Origin of the sequence: Pseudarthrobacter sp. PH31-O2, assembly GCF_030063265.1 — a bacterium.
Lineage (GTDB): Bacteria > Actinomycetota > Actinomycetes > Actinomycetales > Micrococcaceae > Arthrobacter.
On record NZ_JASIST010000011.1, the window covers coordinates 82,502 to 102,737 of the forward strand.

Here is a 20,236-nt window from a genome sequence, read left to right on the forward strand (position 1 = left end):
GGTAGAAGTCACGCTTTTGTTGTGTCACGGTTTGGCAACAGAGTTCCATCATCTGGACAGTGTGGGGTTAGGCTAGTGCCATATGTAGCCCACGTCACAGGATATTTCTGTGCCTGGGCCGCGGGGAAACACAAGTTTTCCCTCAAGAACTCCCACAACTCATAGGAGGCGGAATGCGTTTTTCGCGCACTTCCAAAGCACTGGGCATGGTGGCCATCGCCGCCCTCGCCCTGACCGGATGCGGCGGCAGCACTACCGCTGGCGGCGGCACCACTGGCGGCGATACCAGCAAGGTCATCATGGCCGATGGCTCGGAGCCCCAGCGCCCGCTGATGCCGGCCGACACGAACGAAGTCGGCGGCGGAAAGGTCATCGACATGATCTTCGCCGGGCTGGTCAGCTACGACCCCAGCGGCAAGCCGGTCAACGAACTCGCCGAGTCCATTGAAGGCAAGGACGGCCAGAACTTCACGATCAAGATCAAAAAGGACCAGAAGTTCACCAACGGCGAGGCCATCACGGCCAAGTCCTTTGTTGACTCCTGGAACTTCGGTGCAGCCGCCAAGAACGCCCAGCTCAGCGGAGGCTTCTTCGAAAGCATCAAGGGCTACGACGAGGCCAGCGCTGAAGGCTCGACGGTTGAGACCATGTCCGGGCTGAAGGTCGTTGACGACCAGACGTTCACCGTGGAACTGAAGCAGCCCGAGTCGGACTGGCCGCTGCGTCTTGGCTACACTGCGTTTGTGCCGGTTCCTTCCGGCGCCCTCGCGGACCCTAAGGGCTTCGGCGAGAAGCCGGTCGGCAACGGTCCCTACAAGCTGGCCGACGGCGGCTGGCAGCACAACGTGCAGATCCAGCTTGTGCCGAACCCGGACTACAACGGTCCGCGAAAAGCCAAGAACGCCGGCGTAACGTTCAAGATCTACCAGAACGACGATGCCGCCTACCAGGACCTGCTGGGGAACAACCTGGACATCCTCCAGACCATCCCCACCAGCGCCCTGCTGAACTTCAAGTCGGACCTCGGCGACCGCACCATCAACAAGCCGTACGCCGGTAACCAGACCATCGCCATCCCGGAGTACCTGCCGGAGTGGAGCGGCGAGGCCGGCAAGCTGCGCCGCCAGGCCATTTCCATGGCCATCAACCGCGAAGAGATCACCAAGGTGATCTTCAACGAAGCCCGCCAGCCGGCCAAGGACTTCACGGCTCCGGTGCTGGACGGCTACAGCGACTCCATCCCGGGTTCCGACGTCCTGAAGTTTGACGCCAACAAGGCCAAGGAAACCTGGGCCAAGGCCGACGCCATCCAGAAGTGGGATGCCAACCAGACCTTCACGATTGCCTACAACGCCGACAAGGGCGGACACAAGGCATGGGTCGAGGCTCTGGTCAACCAGGTCAAGAACACCCTGGGCATCAAGATCGAAGGCAAGCCCTACGCCACCTTCAAGGAAGTCCGCAACGACGCCACCGCCGGAACCCTGACCGGTGCGATCCGCGCCGGCTGGCAGGCCGACTATCCGTCGCTGTACAACTTCCTCGGCCCGATCTACAAGACCGGCGCAGGCTCCAACGATGCCCGCTACAACAACACGAAGTTTGACCAGGCCATCTCCGACGGCCTCAAGTCAGCCACGGTTGCCGACGGCAACAAGGCCATGAACAAGGCGCAGGAGATCCTGCTTCAGGACCTCCCGGCGATCCCGCTCTGGTACCAGGTCGCCCAGGGCGGCTGGAGCGACAAGGTCACCAACGTTGACTACGGCTGGGACGGCGTCCCGCTGTACTACGCGATTACCGGCAAGTAAATCTGATCGACGGCGGGGGATGCCTGGAAAGGCACCTCCGCCGTCGTTCTGCTTCCACAACTTTCTCTCCTGACGGCGCGGCTCCCGGGCGCAGCCATTCGTGGCCCCGGCAACGGACGACACTGCCGCCCTCATGTATTCATAGTGAAAAGGTTCTTTGATGAACAACTCCACAGCATTCCTGAACGGGATGCCCGCTGACGGGGGTGTACTCCGCTAATGGCGACGTATGTTCTCAAGCGATTCCTGCAGCTGATCCCGGTTTTCCTCGGAGCGACCCTCCTGGTCTACTTCCTGGTCTTCAGCCTTCCCGGCGACCCGATCGTCGCCCTCTTCGGTGACAAGCCGGTCAACGAGTCCGTGGCAGCCCAGCTGCGGGCCCAGTACAACCTGGACCAGCCCTTCTGGATCCAGTATTTCCTGTACCTCAAGAGCATCCTCACGTTCGACCTCGGCATGGACTTCTCCGGCCGGCCGATCGCCACCGTGCTCGGCGAGGTCTTCCCCGTTACAGCCCGGCTTGCCGTGATGGCCCTCATTTTCGAAGCTGTCTTCGGCATCGCCTTCGGCCTGCTGGCCGGCCTGCGCAAAGGCAAGCTTTTTGACGCAACGGTGCTCGTCGCTTCCCTGATCGTGATCGGCATTCCGATCTTCGTCCTGGGCTTCCTGATGCAGTTCTTCATCGGTGTCCAGCTGGGCTGGGCCAAACCCACTGTCAGCTCCGCCGCCACCGTCCAGGACCTGATCCTGCCGGCCATCGTGCTGGGCTTGGGTTCCTTTGCCTACGTCCTCCGGCTGACCCGGACCAGCGTGATCGAGAACATGAGCGCGGACTACGTCCGGACAGCCACCGCCAAGGGCCTGTCCCGCGGCCGGGTCGTTCGTGTGCACATCCTGCGCAACTCGCTGATCCCGGTGATCACCTTCCTGGGTGCTGATCTTGGCGCGCTGATGGGCGGCGCGATCGTGACTGAGGGAATCTTCAACGTTCCCGGCGTCGGAAACCGGCTCTACCGGGCCGTCACAACCGGTGAGGGTCCGACGGTGGTCTCGATCGTCACCGTCCTGGTCCTGATCTACGTTGTGTCCAACCTGCTCGTTGACCTGCTCTACGCCTGGCTTGACCCGAGGATCCGCTATGACTCCTGAGAACATCGTTCCCGCTGCCCGGAAGCCGCAGCCCGGCCGCGAGGCTGAACACTTCGTCGCAGACCTCGACGAGACCCCGCTCCAGGTCACCGACAAGGTCAAGGACGAGAATGCGCCGCTGAGCCTCTGGGGGGAGGCCTGGAAAAACCTCCGCCGCCAGCCGCTGTTCCTGATTTCCGCGTTCCTGATAGTTGTTGTTGTCCTGGTCAGCGTCTTCCCGGGGCTGTTTTCCCCGATCAATCCGCAGTCGGAGCCCTGCCAGTTGGCGAACTCCAACGGTGGTACCTCTGCAGGCCACCCGCTCGGGTTCACCCGGCAGGGCTGCGACGTGTATGCCCGCGTGATCTACGGGACCCAGTCCTCGGTGATCGTGGGGCTGTTCACCACCATCGGCGTGCTTGTCATTGGCGGCGTTATGGGCGCGTTGGCCGGCTATTACGGCGGCTGGGTGGACGCTATTCTGGCGCGCATCAATGACATCTTCTTTGCCCTTCCGCTGATCCTCGGCGCCATCGTACTGACCCAGTTGCCCGTTTTCCGGGCCAACCGGAACGTCTGGTCCCTGGTGGTAATCCTGGTGATCTTCGGCTGGCCGCAGATCGCCCGAATCACCCGCGGTGCCGTGATCGAGGTCCGGAACGCGGACTTCGTGACGGCTGCGCGGTCGCTGGGCGTTTCCCGGTTCCGCTCGCTCCTGCGCCACGTGATGCCCAACGCGCTCGCCCCCATCATCGTGGTGGCCACGATCTCGCTTGGCACCTTCATCGTGGCCGAATCCACGCTGTCCTTCCTTGGCATCGGGCTGCCGCCGAGCGTTATGTCCTGGGGTAACGACATCCAGTCGGCGCAGTCATCGCTGCGCTCCAACCCCATGCCGTTGCTCTACCCGGCCATCGCCCTGTCCATAACCGTCCTGAGCTTCATCATGCTGGGCGATGCCCTCCGTGATGCCTTGGATCCGAAAGCGCGCAAGCGATGAAAGGGGACGCCATGAACGCCTCTGTCGAAATTCACGAAGCGGAGACCGTTGTGCGGCCGCTGCTGGAAATCCGCGACCTGGCCATCACCTTCGCGACCAGCAACGGTGACGTCAATGCGGTCCGGAACGCGCACCTCACCGTGACGCCCGGCGAGACTGTCGCCATCGTCGGTGAGTCAGGCTCCGGCAAGTCGACGACCGCACTGGCCGCGATCGGGCTCCTGCCCTCCAACGGCCGGGTCTCGGCCGGGCAGATCCTTTTCGACGGCGAGGACATTTCCAACGCCAGCGAGAAGCGGATGATCGAACTGCGTGGCAGCAGCATCGGCATGGTCCCGCAGGACCCGATGTCCAACCTGAACCCGGTCTGGAAGATCGGTTTCCAGGTTCGGGAGACACTCAAGGCCAACGGCCTGCCCAGCGGTACGGACGACGTCGCCAAGGTCCTCTCGCAGGCCGGGCTGCCCGACGCCGCCCGCAGGGCCAAGCAATACCCGCACGAGTTCTCCGGCGGCATGCGCCAACGCGCGCTGATCGCGATCGGCCTGTCCTGCCAGCCGCGGCTGCTGATCGCCGATGAGCCAACGTCGGCCCTGGACGTGACCGTGCAGCGCCAGATCCTGGACCACCTGGACAAGATGACCACCGAACTCGGAACGGCCGTTCTGCTCATCACCCACGACCTGGGCCTCGCCGCCGAACGCGCCGACAAGGTCGTGGTGATGTACCGCGGCCAGGTCGTGGAATCCGGGCCGTCACTGGAGCTGCTGCAGAACCCGCAGCACCCCTACACCCAGCGGCTGGTGGCTTCGGCTCCTTCACTCGCATCCCGGCGCATCCAGGTCGCGAAGGAACTGGGTGTCGAAAGCGCTGACGTCCTGTCGCCCGCAACGGACGTTGTGGTGGAGCCGGCCATGACGGAGGAAGTCCTCCGGATTGAAAACCTGACAAAGGTCTTCAAACTGCGTTCCGGCTTCGGGAAGTCGACGGACTTCGCCGCCGTCGACGATGTCTCCTTCAGCGTCAGGCGCGGAACCACAACGGCAATTGTGGGGGAGTCGGGTTCCGGCAAGTCCACGGTGGCGCAGATGGTGCTGAACCTGCTGCAGCCCACGGCGGGGAAGATTATCTTCGACGGCGTGGACACCTCCACGCTGAACAGCAAGGAAATCTTCGCCTTCCGCCGTCGGGTGCAGCCGATCTTCCAAGACCCGTACGGTTCCCTGGACCCGATGTACAACATCTTCCGGACCATTGAGGAGCCGCTGCGGACCCACAAGATCGGGGACAAGGCCAGCCGCGAGAAGAAGGTCCGGGAGTTGCTGGATCAGGTGGCACTGCCGCAGTCCACCATGCAGCGGTATCCGAACGAGCTCTCCGGCGGGCAGCGTCAACGCGTGGCGATCGCGCGTGCCCTGGCGCTGGACCCCGAGGTCATCATCTGCGACGAGGCCGTCTCGGCCCTCGACGTCCTGGTGCAGGCCCAGGTGCTGAACCTGCTCGCGGAACTGCAGTCACGGTTGGGTCTGACCTACCTGTTCATCACCCACGACCTCGCGGTGGTGCGGCAGATCGCGGACCACGTCTGCGTCATGGAGAAGGGCAGGCTGGTCGAGACCGGCTCCACGGATGAGGTCTTCGACGCGCCGCAGCAGGACTACACAAAGGCGCTGCTCAACGCCATCCCGGGTGCGCGGCTGATGCTGCCTCCGGAAGTGGCATGAGCTGATTGACCGAAGCACACGGCAGGAGCCGGTGTCCGCCTGCGGGCGGTCACCGGCTCCTGCCGTTTAACGCCTGCGTTCTTAGCGGCCGGCGGCGGATTCGGTCGAACCGGATTCCGCCTGCACTGAACCCGCTGACACGGAACCCGCCTGCCCGGAGCCCGCCTGCCCGTTGCCCGCGGACCTGAACCCCAGGTCGTCCAGCCGGCCGGCCAGCAGAAGACCCAGTGCCGTGTGCCCTGCGGGGTTCATGTGGACTCCGTCGGCCATGGAATTGGTGAGGTTGTAACGCGTCAACCAGTCGCCGACGCCCACAAAGGGGATTGAATTCCTGGCCGCCACAGTGCCCAGCAGCGTGTTGACTTCGCTGCGGCGTCCTCCGCCGTTGGCTGCCCCACGGGCGAGGGTCCCCACCATGGCCAGCCGTGCTTCGGGGTAGCGTTGCCGGATGCTGGCGATCAGCCGCTCGGCGTTGGCGGAAATCTGCGCATCGCTTGCCCCGCGGGAGGCATCATTGCCGCCGCCTTCAATCACAACAAGGGGCGGTGAGCCGTAGGGCAGCAGCCAGTCGCCGTGCTGCAGGGCGTCGATGTAGTTACCGGTCGCTCCGTTGGATGCGACAAAGCCGGTGCCGCCGCGGCCGCAGAAATGGACCTCGTATCCCAGGCTGGCCAGTGCTCTCCGGGGCCAGGACGATGTGGGTTCGGACTGTGAATCACCAATCAGCACCGCGGTCCGGGAGATGTCCGCCACGACCATCTCATTGCGGCCGTTGGCCGGATTTCGGTAGACGGTTCCGGGCCGCAGGCTGCCCGGAACTGCCGATTGGGCGTTCCGGACGGAAAGGCCAGTGACGGCTGCCGCGCCGGGGCTGGCGGTAGTGGCGGGGGAAATCTGCCCGCAGCCACCCACCAAGACGCCTACGGCGATTATCGGGGCAACCAAGCGGGACAGGGCCGGGGCGATGCGCATTTGATGTCTCCGAGCTGGCTGCTGCTGTCAGAGCAAGCATGGGGCATCAGGGACGGAAAAGCCAGTGACTTTACTCACAGTCAACGCTCGATTTCCCGTGGTGCCTGACCCGGCCTTCCAGCCGGAATGACGGTTTTTAGGCCAATAAATGCCCAAGCGTTTAGAATGGAAGAAGGTGCCCTGTGCCAAAGGGGCGCATCCGTCGTGCGTTCCGGTTGGAAATGTCGCGATACAACAGCTGACTTCACCACTGAATCGAGCAATTACGCATGTCTGAAACCACCACCAACACCGCGGTAGCCACTGCATCGCGCAGTGACCTGCGCAACGTCGCGATCGTGGCCCACGTTGACCACGGCAAGACCACTCTGGTCGACGCCATGCTCAAGCAGACCAACTCCTTTGCCGCACACAACCACCTCGAAGACCGTGTGATGGACTCCGGTGACCTCGAGCGCGAAAAGGGCATCACCATCCTGGCCAAGAACACCACGGTGGCCTACAACGGACCGTCCTCCAACGGCGAGACCATCACCATCAACGTCATCGACACCCCCGGCCACGCCGACTTCGGTGGCGAGGTTGAGCGCGGCTTGTCGATGGTTGACGGCGTCGTCCTCCTCGTTGACGCTTCTGAAGGCCCGCTGCCGCAGACCCGCTTCGTCCTGCGCAAGGCGCTCGCGGCCCACCTGCCCGTGATCCTCCTGGTCAACAAGACCGACCGTCCTGACGCACGGATCGAAGAAGTTGTCCACGAATCCATGGACCTCCTCCTGGGCCTGGCCTCAGACCTCGCCGACGAAGTTCCGGACCTGGACCTGGACAAGATCCTCAACGTCCCCGTTGTCTACGCCGCTGCCAAGGTTGGCCGCGCCTCCCTCGAACAGCCCGCAGACGGTTCGGCTCCCGAGAACGAAGACCTCGAGCCGCTGTTCAAGGCCATCATTGAGCACATTCCGGCGCCGACGTACAACCCGAACGGTGTCCTCCAGGCGCACGTCACCAACCTGGATGCCTCCCCGTTCCTGGGCCGCCTGGCACTGCTGCGTATCTACAACGGCACCCTGCGCAAGGGCCAGACCGTTGCGTGGGCCCGCGCGAACGGTGAAATGAAGAACGTCAAGATCACCGAGCTGCTGGCCACCAAGGCCCTGGACCGTGTCCCGACCGAGTCCGCCGGCCCCGGCGAGATCGTCGCCGTCGCCGGCATCGAGGAGATCACCATCGGTGAGACCCTGACCGACGTGGACAACCCGCAGCCGCTGCCGCTGATCACTGTTGACGATCCGGCCATCTCCATGACCATCGGTATCAACACCTCGCCGCTGGCCGGCCGGGTCAAGGGCGCCAAGGTCACGGCCCGCCAGGTCAAGGACCGTCTGGACAAGGAACTGATCGGTAACGTCTCCATCAAGGTGCTCCCGACCGAGCGCCCGGACGCCTGGGAAGTCCAGGGCCGTGGTGAGCTCGCCTTGGCCATCCTGGTTGAGCAGATGCGCCGCGAAGGCTTCGAACTGACCGTCGGCAAGCCGCAGGTGGTCACGAAGACCGTCGACGGCAAGGTGCACGAGCCGATGGAGCACATGACCATCGACGTGCCGGAAGAGTACCTCGGCGCCGTCACCCAGCTCATGGCCGCCCGTAAGGGCCGCATGACGAACATGGCGAACCACGGCACCGGCTGGTGCCGGATGGAATTCATCGTTCCGGCCCGTGGCCTGATCGGCTTCCGTACCAAGTTCCTCACTGACACCCGAGGCGCCGGCATCGCGGCGTCCATCTCCGAGGGCTACGAGCCTTGGGCCGGTCCGATCGAGTACCGCACCAACGGTTCGATGATCGCTGACCGCGCAGGTGTTGTTACACCGTTCGCCATGATCAACCTGCAGGAACGCGGATCATTCTTCGTCCGCCCCACCTCCGAGGTTTACGAAGGCCAGATCGTCGGCGAGAACTCCCGGGCCGACGACATGGACGTCAACATCACCAAGGAAAAGAAGCTCACCAACATGCGTGCGGCTTCCTCCGACACCTTCGAGAACCTGACGCCGCCGCGCGACCTGACCCTCGAAGAGTCCCTCGAATTCGCCCGCGAAGACGAGTGTGTCGAGGTGACGCCGGAATCCATCCGTATCCGGAAACTCATCCTGGACGTCAACCAGCGCGCCAAGTCCAACCGGGCACGCGCGAAGGTCTAGTCACAGCGCCCGTCGCTGTCACGAAGGATGGTTTGTGAATAATGGAGCTGCCGGCATGGCAGGCGGTATTGCCGCCGCCGTGCCGGCAGCTCTTTTTGTTGCCCTCGCGGGCACCGCGCTGCATGGGCAGGACATCCTGGTGGGCGGCGTCGAGGTGCCGTGGGGCGCGGTTGCGGCGCTGGTCCTGCTTGGCGCCGTCGAGCTGTGGCTCAGCGCCAGGTTTCGTTCCGCCCTTCCGACGGCGGTCTGCGGAGTCATCTGCTACGCGCTGACGGGCTGGTGGTCCACCCTGGAGAACGGCAGGCGGCTGATCATTGGCGACCTGGCCGGCAGCCTCTGGATCTACGGCATCGCGGTGGTCACCGTCGGCATGCTGGTGTGGGGTCTGCGCTACCGGCGCATCCAGGGGTAGGCCCGCTGCTCGGCACCCTCTCGCCCGTCGGACATGCCCATTCTTCGGTGCCCTTCTGCGGCGGACATGCCCATTCTTCGGTGCCACGCGTGCGCATGAGGGCACTATATCCATCCGTCGTCCGCGGCGGCGGACATGCTCATCCTTCGGTACCCCTTGGGCACCCCTTCGGCTGCGGACATGCTCATTCTTGACCGCAGAACAAGTTCGGCAATTGCCCGGAACGCTTGACCCGTTCTTTTGCACATGGCGTTGAACGGCACTGTTCCGACCGTTCGCTCGGGTGCCACGCTTTTTTTATGGTCACTGCCATAGATGTTCTGGCAAAATACGACGGCGTCGCCCGCGCCAAACACCTCGCTGCCGCCGGTGTCTCGAGCTTTCAGCTCGAGTCTGCGCTCGGCTCGGGTGCCGTATCCCGGGTGGCCCGCGGCGTTTACGCGCTTACCACCGCCGATGCCCGGCTTATCGCCATTCGGTCGCTGCCGGCCGAGCCTGCGTGTGCAACGGCCGCGCAGTTCCATGGTCTGTGGGTTCTTAAGACGCCAGTGCTTCCTCATGTCGCGGTTCCCCATAGCCGCAGCTACTCCGGTTTCGTATGCCACCGGTCCGCTGCGCCGCCCACTTTGGTGGACACTGTCGTTCAAAGCCTGCGATGCCTGCCGGACCTTGACGGCCTGGTGATTGCGGAGTCGGCCGTCGCCCTCAAAGGCGTACCGCTGTCCGGGCTGCGGCTCAGGCTGAGTGGCCGAAACGATGAGAGGGAGCGCCGAATCGTGTCCGCCATCGTCCCGCAGTCGCAGTCCATCATCGAATGCATGGCCCGGTACTGGCTGCGGAGCGCCGGATTCCATGTCGAGTCCCAGGTCAATATCCCCGGAATGGGTCATATCGATCTTATGGTGGACGGCAAGCTTGGCATTGAGACGGACGGCGCTGGCTTCCACATGGACCGGACAAGCTTCGAGGAGGACCGGCGTCGGTGGAACGTGATGACCCGGCGGGGCATACCGATCCTTGTCGTCAGCTATTCGTTACTCCTGAACCGGCCCGAGGAATTCATCGGCATGGTTCGGGACGCGTTGAACAGGTCGTCCGTCGCCGCCTAGCAATGGACATGCCCTGCCTGGGGAATTGTGCGGGCCAAGTGCGGTCGGGTTAGCGGAGGACATGTGCACTTTTCGCGGGCCGAACCGGTGGGCATGTCCACTGGAGGCGGCGCGTCGTGGGCATAGTGGTGATATGTCCAGTGGCCACGGTCACGGGAGGGCATGTCCGGTTGGGGTCCGGCGCGGCGGTGCAGGGGGGACCTCTTTGGCGGCCACCACCAACCGAAAGGGGATCACGTCGTCGGAACGGCGGGTCCGGACGGTGCACGCGTCGTCGTCGCGCGCAATGAGCTCGCCCAGGGCATCTGTGAATCCGCCCTCAATCCGGTATCGGACCACCACCCGGGTGCCGGGCTCGGCGGTGGCCAGGAACTCTTGGGGCGAAGGCATCGGTGAACTCACTTGTTCATCCTAGGGTGGCTTGATTCAATCGGACGGGCCCGTGTGACGCCCGGCTAGGTTCGCGGGAACCGGCTGGGAGATAATAGGCTCAGAAGTCAGCAGCCCGGCGCTCAGGCCGGGAGCAGTAATCCGGCAGCCGCCGGAACCAACGTGGAGAGGCCAGGGACGTGACCTACGTAATCGCGCAGCCGTGTGTAGATGTCAAGGACAAGGCATGTATTGAAGAATGCCCAGTCGATTGCATCTATGAAGGTGAACGCTCCCTGTACATCCACCCCGATGAGTGCGTGGACTGTGGTGCCTGCGAGCCGGTCTGCCCCGTCGAAGCCATCTATTATGAGGACGACACTCCCGAGGAGTGGGCGGACTACTACAAGGCCAACGTCGAATTCTTTGATGAGCTGGGGTCCCCGGGCGGGGCCGCAAAGGTCGGAAATACCCACACGGACCACCCGATGATCGCTGTCCTGCCTCCGCAGAACCAAGAGAACTAAGGCGGTTCCCGGTGGCACCTGCGCTGCGAAACTTCGGTCTCAGCCTGCCCGACTATCCGTGGGAGGCCATGGCACCGTATCTGGCCAGGGCCGCAGAACACCCCGGGGGAGTCGCCAACCTGTCCATCGGAACCCCGGTGGACACCACTCCCGAGGTGGTGCAGGAAGCACTGCGTGCAGCCTCAAACGCTCCCGGCTACCCGACAGTCCACGGCACCGCAGAGCTCCGGGAAGCCATCGCGGCATGGTTCGAACGCCGACGCGGCGTCCCCGGCCTGGATCCACAGGACATTATGCCCACGGTGGGCTCCAAGGAACTCGTGGCCTGGCTCCCGCTCCTGCTCGGCCTGAAGCCGGGCGACGTCGTTGTCCGACCCACAGTCGCCTACCCCACCTACGATATCGGTGCCACATTTACCGGGGCAGAGCACGTCCCGGCCGACGACCTCGATCAACTCGATGCCGGAACCCGGGCACGGGTGCGCTTGGTCTGGGTCAACTCGCCGGCGAACCCCACCGGCAGCGTCCGCGATGCCGAATCACTGCGCCGCATCGTACGCCAGGCCCGCGAACTCGGCGCCGTCGTCGCCTCGGACGAGTGCTACGCCGAACTCGGCTGGGGCGAATGGGACGTTCAGCGCGGGGGCTCCCCGGTCCCCAGTATCCTGGATCCCCAGGTTGCGGAGGGCTCCCATGAGGGACTCCTGGCTGTGTACTCGCTGAGCAAACAGTCCAACCTGGCCGGATACCGCGCGGCTTTTGTGGCTGGCGACCCCGCCATCGTGGCGAACTTGGTCAACAGCCGCAAGCACGCCGGGATGATCGTTCCGTACCCGGTCCAAGAAGCCATGCGCGTCGCCCTCGGCGACGACGTCCATGTGCAGGCGCAAAAGGACCTTTATCGCGGCCGCCGTGAACGCATTGTGCCAGCACTGGAACGGTTTGGGCTGGCGATCCACGAGTCCCGGGCAGGTCTCTACCTCTGGGCGACCGCCGGAGAGGCCACCTGGGAGACCGTCGGCCGTCTCGCTGACCGCGGAATCGTAGTGGGACCGGGCGTGTTTTACGGTGACGCGGGCAACGGATTTATCCGGGTTGCGCTGACGGCAAGTGACGAACGGATCGACGCGGCGGCCGCCCGTTTGGCCGTGGGGCCGTAGGAATGCTGTGACACGTGCCACATCCGGTGCGTTTAGGTCGGTCCCTGGTGGCCTTGGATTAGTGCCACCCGGGATCTGCCGGTAGTTTTTAACTGACTATCAATGGTGGCTTTCCACAAGAAGGCAGCGCAGCCGTTGGAATCCGTGGCTAAAACAGGTTCCGTGGGCAGCTTCACCAGAAGTTGGACCAGCTTTCTACAGGGGCCCCGAGGCCTCAGAGGAGACTCCATGACTGAGACCACCAGCGCAACCCTGCGGCACGCCGGCGGAGAGCTTGAACTCCCGCGCATCCAGGTTGTAGAAGGAAACGAAGGCTACGACGTTTCCAAGCTGCTGAAGCAGACCGGTGCCGTTGCATTTGACCCCGGCTTTATGAACACTGCGGCAACCACCTCCGCCATCACCTACATCGATGGTGATGCCGGAATCCTGCGCTACCGCGGCTACCCGATCGAACAGCTCGCCAAGCACTCCAGCTTCCTGGAAGTTTCCTTCCTGCTGATCTACGGCAACCTGCCGACCCCCACTGAGCTGGAAGCCTTTGACCAGCGGATCCGCCACCACACCCTGCTCCACGAGGAGCTCAAGGGCTTCTTCAGCGGCTTCCCGCGTGATGCCCACCCGATGCCGGTACTGTCCTCCGCGGTGTCCGCACTTTCCACGTTCTACCAGGACTCGCTGGATCCTTTTAATGCCGAGCAGGTGGAGGTCTCTACCTACCGGCTGCTGGCCAAGATGCCGGTTATTGCCGCGTACGCCCTGAAGAAGAGCATCGGCCAGCCAATGCTCTACCCGGACAACTCGCACAACCTAGTGGAGAACTTCCTGCGATTGAGCTTCGGCTTGCCCGCCGAGCAGTACGAGGTGGACCCGGTCGTCGCCAAGGCACTGGACCTGCTCCTGATCCTGCATGCGGACCACGAGCAGAACTGCTCGACGTCAACGGTCCGGCTCGTTGGTTCCTCCAACGCCAACCTCTTCGCCTCCGTCTCCGCAGGCATCAACGCCCTCTTCGGCCCTGCCCACGGCGGCGCCAACGAGGCCGTACTGAAGATGCTCCGCCAGATCCAGGCCGACGGCACCAAGCCCGAGGACTACATGGAGAAGGTCAAGAACAAGGAGGACGGCGTCCGGCTGATGGGCTTCGGACACCGTGTGTACAAGAACTACGACCCCCGGGCCAAGATCGTGAAGGCGACGGCGCACGAGATCCTCACGAAGCTCGGCGGCAACGACGAACTCCTCGAGATCGCCCTGCGCCTGGAAGAGAAGGCGTTGAATGACGACTACTTCATCCAGCGCAAGCTCTACCCGAATGTGGACTTCTACACCGGCCTGATCTACAAGGCCATGGGTTTCCCCGAGAAGATGTTCACCGTGCTCTTCGCGATCGGCCGTCTGCCGGGCTGGATCGCCCAGTGGCGTGAAATGATCAGTGACCCCAACACCAAGATCGGCCGTCCGCGGCAGCTCTACATCGGCGAGCCGGAGCGCAACTACCCCTCCGTGTAATGCACTCAAGAAGTACGACGCCGGCCGCTCACCCCACGAGGTGAGCGGCCGGCGTCGTATATATCTCTCCTCGGGATGGTGCCCATGGGTCCGGTGGTGACCATTTGCCGAGGTGGGACGCCGGTTGCCGGTGCGCCCCGGCGTCGTGCGGGCACATTCGTGCTAAAAAGGAATAATGCCCAAATTTGTCGACGCCGCAATCCGGCGCCAGGAAGTTGTCGAAGCGGTCTTCCGGATTGTCGCAGCCGATGGACTTGAACGGGCGTCGCTGCGCGAAGTCGCAGACGAGGCCGAACTGGCTGTCGGATCCGTCCGCCATTACTTCGCCAGCAGCGACGAACTTTTGGCCCATTCGTTCGGAGTGGTTGTGGACCGGGTCGTCGGCAGGCTGGAGTCCGCCGACGAGCGCCTCGCCGGGACCCGGCCCGGGACCCCGGAACACCATCGGGGCGTGTTAACCCTGCTGGGCGAGTTCCTTCCGCTCGACGAGGAACGCGCTGTCGACGCCTGCGTCTGGATGGCTTTTAAGAACGCAGCGCGGACCAAGCCTTTCCTCGCCGCGGAGGCAGACCGGAGCCACCGGGCCGTCGCCGCGATCGTCGGACGGCTCGTGATGGATCTTTCGTCCGCGGCCGGAACCGACGCCAGCCAGGACGAGCAGCGTTTGGTCACCGAAGCTGAGCGGCTGCTGGCCACCCTCGACGGCCTCACCATGCACGCGTTATTGCAGCCCGAATGGATGACCGCGCAGGTATGCAGCGACGTGCTGGAGGCCCATCTCACCGGACTGGGCAGCCACCCCGGCAGCCATTAACCTGGGCTGACGCGAGGAATACACTGGAGTCGTACGTCGTGCCAAGGAGGCAATTGGATGCACCACACAGGCGGGCCGGGTTGGCGGATCACCATGGATACTTCGGGTCCCATGCTCATTGCACTGTACCTTCGCGACGCGGCCGGGCTGGACGGCGCCGGGCATCCAGCCCTATGCCACGCGGCGCCGAAAATCCGGCCCGCTGACCACACACACCTCATCGCGGAGGTGGGCGGGGTTAGCGCGCTGAGGACGGAATGGGAGGCGTGGTGGGAACAACTCCTGAAAGCGCATCCCGAGATGTCGCCGGAACTGGGTCCGCCCGGCTTCCGTGACTTCGGCAATTCCCCTGCCCTCCGGCGGGTACTCCAGGCGCATTTTGGAGCTGCGCTGTCCTGGGCCCGGGAACGCCGCGGCGAGTACCTGACGTTGGAAGCTGAACGTGAAGTCGCTGGGTCGGTGCAGCTGCTGCAGGACATGGTGGATGACAGGCTGCTCGAGGTGGGCCGGGCCGCCAGGGATTTCACCCTGACCATCATTGAACTTCCACTTGCAGAACCCCGGGCCTGGTATCTGGAGCCGGACAAGATCGTGATGAGCTCTGAGCTGCTCTCCCAGCCGGAGCTGTTCCGCAGCTTTGTGCAGCCCGTGGTGGATTTGCTGGTCTGAGTTCCGCCGGTCCGTGCACTGCATGCGGACCGAACTCACCGCTTAGCGCGCCGGCTCTTCGGCGACGGTGATCCTGAGAAGCCCGGCCGGCATTTCCGCCGGCTGCCAGCCGTTGCGCTTCTGCCTGCTCCATTGGCGCCCGTCGACCTGGACTTCCGTGACGGAGAGGACCTTGGCGTTGGCAACCGCCCACTGGGCGACGGCCCACGCCTGGGCACCTTCGGTTTCCAGTACAAGGCTCCGGGCCTCCGTGGTGGCAGGAATTGCGCCAAAGTCGGCGGTCAGCCTGTCCTGCACGGCGGCCGGGTCGCCCGCCGCATCGGGGTCCCGCAGGGTGCAGTCGAGGCCCGCGGGGGTCTGTCCGGTCAGTGCGGAGGCGAAAGCACGGGCCATCGGCTCATGCGCCGCGTAAGCGTTCGGGTAGGCCGATCGCTGGACGCGCTGCGCGGCGTCGGTGATGGCCATGTTCTGGAAGCCCGGGATCTTCACCAGGGCATCGTAGAAGGCGTTGCTCGCATGGTGGGGATCCATCACCTGATCCGTTGTGCCCCAGCCCTGCGAGGGGCGCTGCTGGAAGAGGCCACGCGAGTCCGGGCCGGCTTCGTCGCCGTGGCCGATGTTCCGGAGCTTGGACTCCTGCATTGCCGTGGCCAAGGCAATACTGGCCGCCCGGGCCGGGAGGCCCCGCCGGACGGCGACGGCCGCGATCAAGCCGGCATTGGCGGCCTGATCCGCGGCAAGATCATCGCTGCTGCCACCCACAGCTGTACAACGTTCGGTGATAAGGACTTCCGAGCGCTGCAGGAAGGTCACGGCCGTGTAGATCCCGCCGGCGACCAGCGCGAGGGTCAGCAGCAGCACAAGCCGACGGCGCAAGCTGCCTCTGCGTGCCACGAACTACTCCCTCAGGCCCTGCCGGGGCCGCGGTATTCTGCCGACGGTTTTATCTTTGCGCACCCCGGCCTAGTTTGCGTGAAGTGCCTCGTTGAGTTCAACGGTTTGGCCCTTACGGGGGAGGACCTCAACCTCGCCGGTGGAGGAGTTGCGGCGGAACAGTAGATTGGGCACACCCGAGAGCTCAACGGCCTTGACGATCCGGCTGGTGTCTTCGCCGTCGGCGTCATTGGCGCCGACCACGCGGACGCGGGTGCCGGCCGTCACGTACAGGCCGGCCTCTACGACGGAGTCATCGCCGATGCTGATGCCCACCCCGGAATTGGCGCCCAGCAGTACGCGTTCGCCCAGCGAAATCTTTTCCTTGCCGCCGCCGGACAGGGTCCCCATGATCGAGGCGCCGCCGCCGACGTCGGACCCGTCACCGGCGACCACACCGGCCGAAATACGGCCTTCGACCATCGAGCTGCCGAGCGTACCGGCGTTGAAGTTCACAAATCCTTCGTGCATCACTGTGGTGCCTTCAGCCAGGTACGCACCGAGGCGGACGCGGTCGGCGTCGGCAATCCGCACGCCGGAGGGGACAACATAGTCGACCATGCGGGGGAACTTGTCCACGCCGTAGACGGTGACGGCGCCGCGCCTGCGCAGCCGGGCGCGGGTCAGTTCGAAGCCCTCAACGGCGGCCGGCCCGAAGCTGGTCCACACAACGTTGGGGAGCTTGCCGAAGATCCCGTCCAGGTTGATGCTGTTCGGCCTGACCAGGCGGTGGGAGAGCAGATGCAGGCGCAAGTAGGCGTCTGCGGTATCGGCGGGCGCTTCGTCAAGGTGGATCTGGACGAACACGACCTTCTGCTCGGTGCCGCGGTCAGCGTCAGCGCCGGTCGAGGCGATCTCGAGGAGCGCCTGGTCCGCGTTGGCTACATCCCGGAGGCTCTCGGCCGCAGTCCCCAGGGCCGGGGCCGGGAACCAGACATCCAGCACGGTGGCTGCACCGTTGCCGGTCGCGATCGTGGCAACGCCGTATCCGTAGGCGGAGCGGGCGTCGGCGGGCACGGCGGAAGAAGCGGTTTCAGTCATGTTCCCAGTGTATCGACGGCGGCTGCGGTGGCCGAAACCGGCACCTTCCACATGACCGGGTGGTTGACGCTGACGGGGTTACCCGGAATGCCGCATACGCGGGACGGCCAGGGAGGCCAGCGGATAAAGTGGGAGGGTGACTGCCCCGGACCCGAACCTGCACCCAAACGCCCGCACCCACGCTGCCGCCCGCCTGGACCTGCACCAGGACGTTGCCCTGCTGACAGCGCAGCTGATCGACATTTACAGTGTTTCCGGCGCTGAGGGGGAACTGGCCGACGCGGTGGAGCATGCCCTGCGTGCCATCAACGGGCTGGACGTGGTCCGCGACGGTGACGCAATCATTGCCCGGACCAATCTGGGCCGGGCCGAACGGGTTATCCTGGCCGGGCACCTGGACACGGTGCCGCTGCCCGCGACGGACGGCTCCCTTGGTACCGTACCGTCCTACTGGCCCTCGGGCGCGCCCGGAAAGGGGATTCTCTACGGGCGCGGTGCCACCGATATGAAGGGCGGCGTCGCGGTTCAGCTGGCCCTCGCGGCAGGGCTGTTCGACGCAGGCGCGGAGCCGGACAAGGACGTGACGTTCGTCTTCTACGACCACGAAGAGGTTGAGGCCGTCAAGAGCGGACTGGGCCGCTTGGTCCGTAACCACGGCGGCCTGCTGGACGGGGACTTCGCGATCCTGCTGGAACCCACGGACGGGACGGTCGAGGGCGGGTGCAACGGCACGATCCGCTTCGAGGTGACCACCGTTGGCGAAGCGGCGCATTCGGCCCGCGCTTGGATGGGCAGCAATGCAATCCACGCAGCCGCGCCAATCCTTGCCCGGCTCGCCGAGTACCAACCCCGCACCATCAACGTGGACGGGCTGGACTACCGCGAGAGCCTCAACGCGGTGAAAATCAACGGCGGAACCGCCGGAAACGTCATCCCGGACCGCTGCGTTGTCGAAATCAACTATCGCTTCGCCCCGGACAAATCCCCGGACGACGCCGAACAGCACGTCAGGAAGCTGCTGGCGGGATTCGACGTCGTTCGCACCGACGCTGCAGCGGGCGCCCGGCCCGGGCTGAACCACGCGGCCGCCGCGTCCTTCGTGGCTGCCGTGGGTGGGGAGCCGAAACCAAAATACGGCTGGACCGACGTCGCCCGCTTTAGTGAGTTGGGCATCCCCGCGGTGAACTTCGGCCCGGGGGACGCTTTGCTGGCGCACAAGGACAACGAGCATGTCGAGGCCGATGCGATCCGCGAATGCCTGCGTGCGCTGCGGAGCTGGCTCGCCGGCTAGCACCGCCAAACAGCAAAAAAGGTCCGGAACCCTGGTTCCGGACCTTTTTCGTGCTGCGAGCGAACTATTTGGTGTCGACGGTTACCTGGCCTTGGCCATACCGCCGGCTGCTTTTTTCGAGCCACGGCGTTCGATCCAGATGGCCAACCGGGATACTGCCAGGTTGATCAGGATGTAAATCGCCGCGGCCACAAAGAAGATGGGGAAGAGGAACTGCGGGCCGAGGAAGTCCGCCATGACCTGCACGGCGCGCAGGAGCTCACCGTACGCCACGATGTACCCCAACGAGGTGTCCTTAAGAAGCACAACAAGCTGGGCTACAAGCGAGGGCAGCATCCGGCGGATCGCCTGCGGCAATTCAATGAACATACGGGATTGGAAGCTGGTCAGGCCGATGGCCAGGCCTGCTTCACGCTGGCCCTTAGGCAGCGACTGGACGCCGGCGCGGATGATCTCCGCGAAGATCGCAGCGTTGTAGAGCACGAGCCCTGCAACGACGGCGACGTAGGAACTGGTCCCGAACACCAGCAGTACAAAGAACATCATCAGCACCACTGGCATGCCGCGCAGGAATTCCAGGACAACCCGGATCGGAATCCGGATCGCCGGTACCAAGGAAATCCGCAGCAGGCTAATGACCAGGCCCAGCGGGAAGGCAATGACGGCAGCGACGGCCGCTGCGGTCAGGGTGGCGCCAAGCCCGTCGCCAATGAGTTTCCAGACGTCGGGATTGCCGAAGATTTCCCAGCGGCGCGCCTCGAAGATCCCCTGCGAGGCAAGGGTGGCGATAGCCAAGGCCAGCAGCCCGGCGATCAGGAGCGCACCGATGACAGAAGCGATCAAAGAGATGCGGCGGGCCTTGGGCCCGGGGACGTCGTAGAGAACGGAAGTCATCGGGCGATCGCCACCTTTCGTTCAACGCGGGCGGCAAAGATGCCGAGCGGGATAGTGATCAGGAGGTAGAAGAAAGCGACTCCGGCAAGGACCCAAAGAACCTTGTCACCATTGGCGTTCGCCAGTTGCTTGCCCTCGCCGAAGAGTTCAAGGACAAAAAAGGCGCCGGCAACCGAGGAGTTCTTCACGAGGGCGATCAGGATATTGATCATCGGTGGAATCACGGTGCGCAGGGCCTGCGGCAGGACAATGTGGGAGAGCACCTGGCCGAAACCCATACCGATACTGCGTGCAGCTTCAGCTTGGCCTACTGGAACGCTGTTTACACCGGACCGGACGGCCTCGGCGATAAAAGCGGAGGTGTAAGCGCTCAGGGCGATGATCGCGGCAACTTCGAACTGCTGGAACGTCACACCCAACCGCGGCAGCACAATGGCGGCGAAAAAGAAGGCAATGGTCAGGGGGGTATTGCGGACAATTTCGACATAGAACATGCTGAACCCCCGCAACGCCGCCACCGGGGAGACGCGGGCTGCTGCCAGCAGGGTACCGACGATCAAGGAGATAATGCCGGAAACGACGGCAAGAAAAAGGGTTCTGAGAAATCCGTCCCAATACGCCGGGAGGTTTTCAATGATGACGTCCATAGGGTCCTTCAGCTGCGTTGAGGGG

19 protein-coding genes are annotated in these 20,236 nt (G+C 64.2%); 13 read left to right on the top strand and 6 right to left on the bottom strand.

Translation table 11 applies throughout. From position 1 onward, the window contains the following. The first annotated feature begins 173 nt into the window (after positions 1 to 173). The 4 genes from QMG72_RS15495 to QMG72_RS15510 all read left to right on the top strand — a co-directional run bounded on the left by QMG72_RS15495 (position 174) and on the right by QMG72_RS15510 (position 5,663). Entirely contained in the window at positions 174 to 1,811 is a 1,638-nt protein-coding gene (locus QMG72_RS15495; RefSeq protein ID WP_282359654.1) for a peptide ABC transporter substrate-binding protein, read from the top strand. 219 nt (positions 1,812 to 2,030) lie between these two features. Further along, entirely contained in the window at positions 2,031 to 2,960 is a 930-nt protein-coding gene (locus QMG72_RS15500; protein WP_226776086.1) for an ABC transporter permease, read from the top strand. Continuing rightward, positions 2,950 to 3,939, top strand: coding sequence for an ABC transporter permease (locus QMG72_RS15505; protein ID WP_283480974.1), 990 nt, complete (start codon positions 2,950 to 2,952; stop codon positions 3,937 to 3,939). Before QMG72_RS15500 ends, QMG72_RS15505 begins: the two co-directional genes overlap by 11 nt. An 11-nt stretch (positions 3,940 to 3,950) precedes the next feature. Next, on the top strand, positions 3,951 to 5,663 hold the full coding sequence (locus QMG72_RS15510; RefSeq protein WP_283480976.1) for a dipeptide ABC transporter ATP-binding protein: 1,713 nt from the start codon (positions 3,951 to 3,953) through the stop codon (positions 5,661 to 5,663). A gap of 81 nt (positions 5,664 to 5,744) precedes the next feature. Here the strand turns inward: QMG72_RS15510 and QMG72_RS15515 are convergent, their stop codons facing one another. Then, positions 5,745 to 6,635: an SGNH/GDSL hydrolase family protein gene (locus QMG72_RS15515; RefSeq protein ID WP_283480978.1), complete on the bottom strand. Its 891-nt coding sequence runs from the start codon at positions 6,633 to 6,635 to the stop codon at positions 5,745 to 5,747. A gap of 269 nt (positions 6,636 to 6,904) precedes the next feature. On the opposite strand from QMG72_RS15515, the gene typA reads away from it, so the two are divergent. From typA to QMG72_RS15530, 3 genes are all read left to right on the top strand, one after another. Further along, positions 6,905 to 8,833: a translational GTPase TypA gene (gene typA, locus QMG72_RS15520; RefSeq protein WP_226776090.1), complete on the top strand. Its 1,929-nt coding sequence runs from the start codon at positions 6,905 to 6,907 to the stop codon at positions 8,831 to 8,833. Positions 8,834 to 8,867: 34 nt separating this feature from the next. Next, positions 8,868 to 9,245: a hypothetical protein gene (locus tag QMG72_RS15525; protein ID WP_226776091.1), complete on the top strand. Its 378-nt coding sequence runs from the start codon at positions 8,868 to 8,870 to the stop codon at positions 9,243 to 9,245. 299 nt (positions 9,246 to 9,544) lie between these two features. Next, positions 9,545 to 10,354, top strand: a complete 810-nt coding sequence (locus QMG72_RS15530) for a type IV toxin-antitoxin system AbiEi family antitoxin domain-containing protein (protein WP_226776092.1) — start codon at positions 9,545 to 9,547, stop codon at positions 10,352 to 10,354. Between the two features lie 150 nt (positions 10,355 to 10,504). Here QMG72_RS15530 and QMG72_RS15535 read toward each other — a convergent pair whose 3' ends face one another. After that, entirely contained in the window at positions 10,505 to 10,756 is a 252-nt protein-coding gene (locus QMG72_RS15535) for a putative acetyltransferase (RefSeq protein ID WP_226776093.1), read from the bottom strand. A 167-nt stretch (positions 10,757 to 10,923) separates the two neighbouring features. Between QMG72_RS15535 and fdxA the strand changes: the two genes are divergently transcribed. From fdxA to QMG72_RS15560, 5 genes are all read left to right on the top strand, one after another. Next, a complete protein-coding gene (gene fdxA / locus QMG72_RS15540) occupies positions 10,924 to 11,250 on the top strand; it encodes a ferredoxin (protein ID WP_226776094.1) in 327 nt (108 codons plus the stop codon). An 11-nt stretch (positions 11,251 to 11,261) separates the two neighbouring features. Beyond that, positions 11,262 to 12,410: a succinyldiaminopimelate transaminase gene (gene dapC / locus QMG72_RS15545; protein WP_226776095.1), complete on the top strand. Its 1,149-nt coding sequence runs from the start codon at positions 11,262 to 11,264 to the stop codon at positions 12,408 to 12,410. Positions 12,411 to 12,638: 228 nt separating this feature from the next. Beyond that, the gene (locus QMG72_RS15550) at positions 12,639 to 13,922 is read left to right on the top strand and encodes a citrate synthase (RefSeq protein WP_226776096.1); all 1,284 of its coding nucleotides are present in this window, start codon (positions 12,639 to 12,641) and stop codon (positions 13,920 to 13,922) included. A gap of 175 nt (positions 13,923 to 14,097) precedes the next feature. After that, positions 14,098 to 14,736: a TetR/AcrR family transcriptional regulator gene (locus QMG72_RS15555; protein WP_226776097.1), complete on the top strand. Its 639-nt coding sequence runs from the start codon at positions 14,098 to 14,100 to the stop codon at positions 14,734 to 14,736. 57 nt (positions 14,737 to 14,793) lie between these two features. Then, the gene (locus tag QMG72_RS15560) at positions 14,794 to 15,405 is read left to right on the top strand and encodes a hypothetical protein (RefSeq protein ID WP_226776098.1); all 612 of its coding nucleotides are present in this window, start codon (positions 14,794 to 14,796) and stop codon (positions 15,403 to 15,405) included. Between the two features lie 42 nt (positions 15,406 to 15,447). On the opposite strand, the gene QMG72_RS15565 is transcribed toward QMG72_RS15560, so the two are convergent. Next, on the bottom strand, positions 15,448 to 16,299 hold the full coding sequence (locus QMG72_RS15565; RefSeq protein WP_226776099.1) for a hypothetical protein: 852 nt from the start codon (positions 16,297 to 16,299) through the stop codon (positions 15,448 to 15,450). Between the two features lie 69 nt (positions 16,300 to 16,368). Beyond that, complete coding sequence (gene dapD, locus QMG72_RS15570; RefSeq protein ID WP_226776100.1) at positions 16,369 to 17,379, bottom strand: 2,3,4,5-tetrahydropyridine-2,6-dicarboxylate N-succinyltransferase; 1,011 nt, start codon at positions 17,377 to 17,379, stop codon at positions 16,369 to 16,371. Between the two features lie 136 nt (positions 17,380 to 17,515). On the opposite strand from dapD, the gene dapE reads away from it, so the two are divergent. Next, complete coding sequence (dapE, locus tag QMG72_RS15575) at positions 17,516 to 18,670, top strand: succinyl-diaminopimelate desuccinylase (protein WP_282359649.1); 1,155 nt, start codon at positions 17,516 to 17,518, stop codon at positions 18,668 to 18,670. An 81-nt stretch (positions 18,671 to 18,751) separates the two neighbouring features. Here the strand turns inward: dapE and QMG72_RS15580 are convergent, their stop codons facing one another. Together QMG72_RS15580 and QMG72_RS15585 are read right to left on the bottom strand one after the other, a co-directional pair. Beyond that, positions 18,752 to 19,564: an amino acid ABC transporter permease gene (locus QMG72_RS15580; protein WP_226776102.1), complete on the bottom strand. Its 813-nt coding sequence runs from the start codon at positions 19,562 to 19,564 to the stop codon at positions 18,752 to 18,754. Next, a complete protein-coding gene (locus QMG72_RS15585; protein ID WP_226776103.1) occupies positions 19,561 to 20,211 on the bottom strand; it encodes an amino acid ABC transporter permease in 651 nt (216 codons plus the stop codon). Before QMG72_RS15585 ends, QMG72_RS15580 begins: the two co-directional genes overlap by 4 nt. Between the last annotated feature and the right edge of the window lie 25 nt (positions 20,212 to 20,236).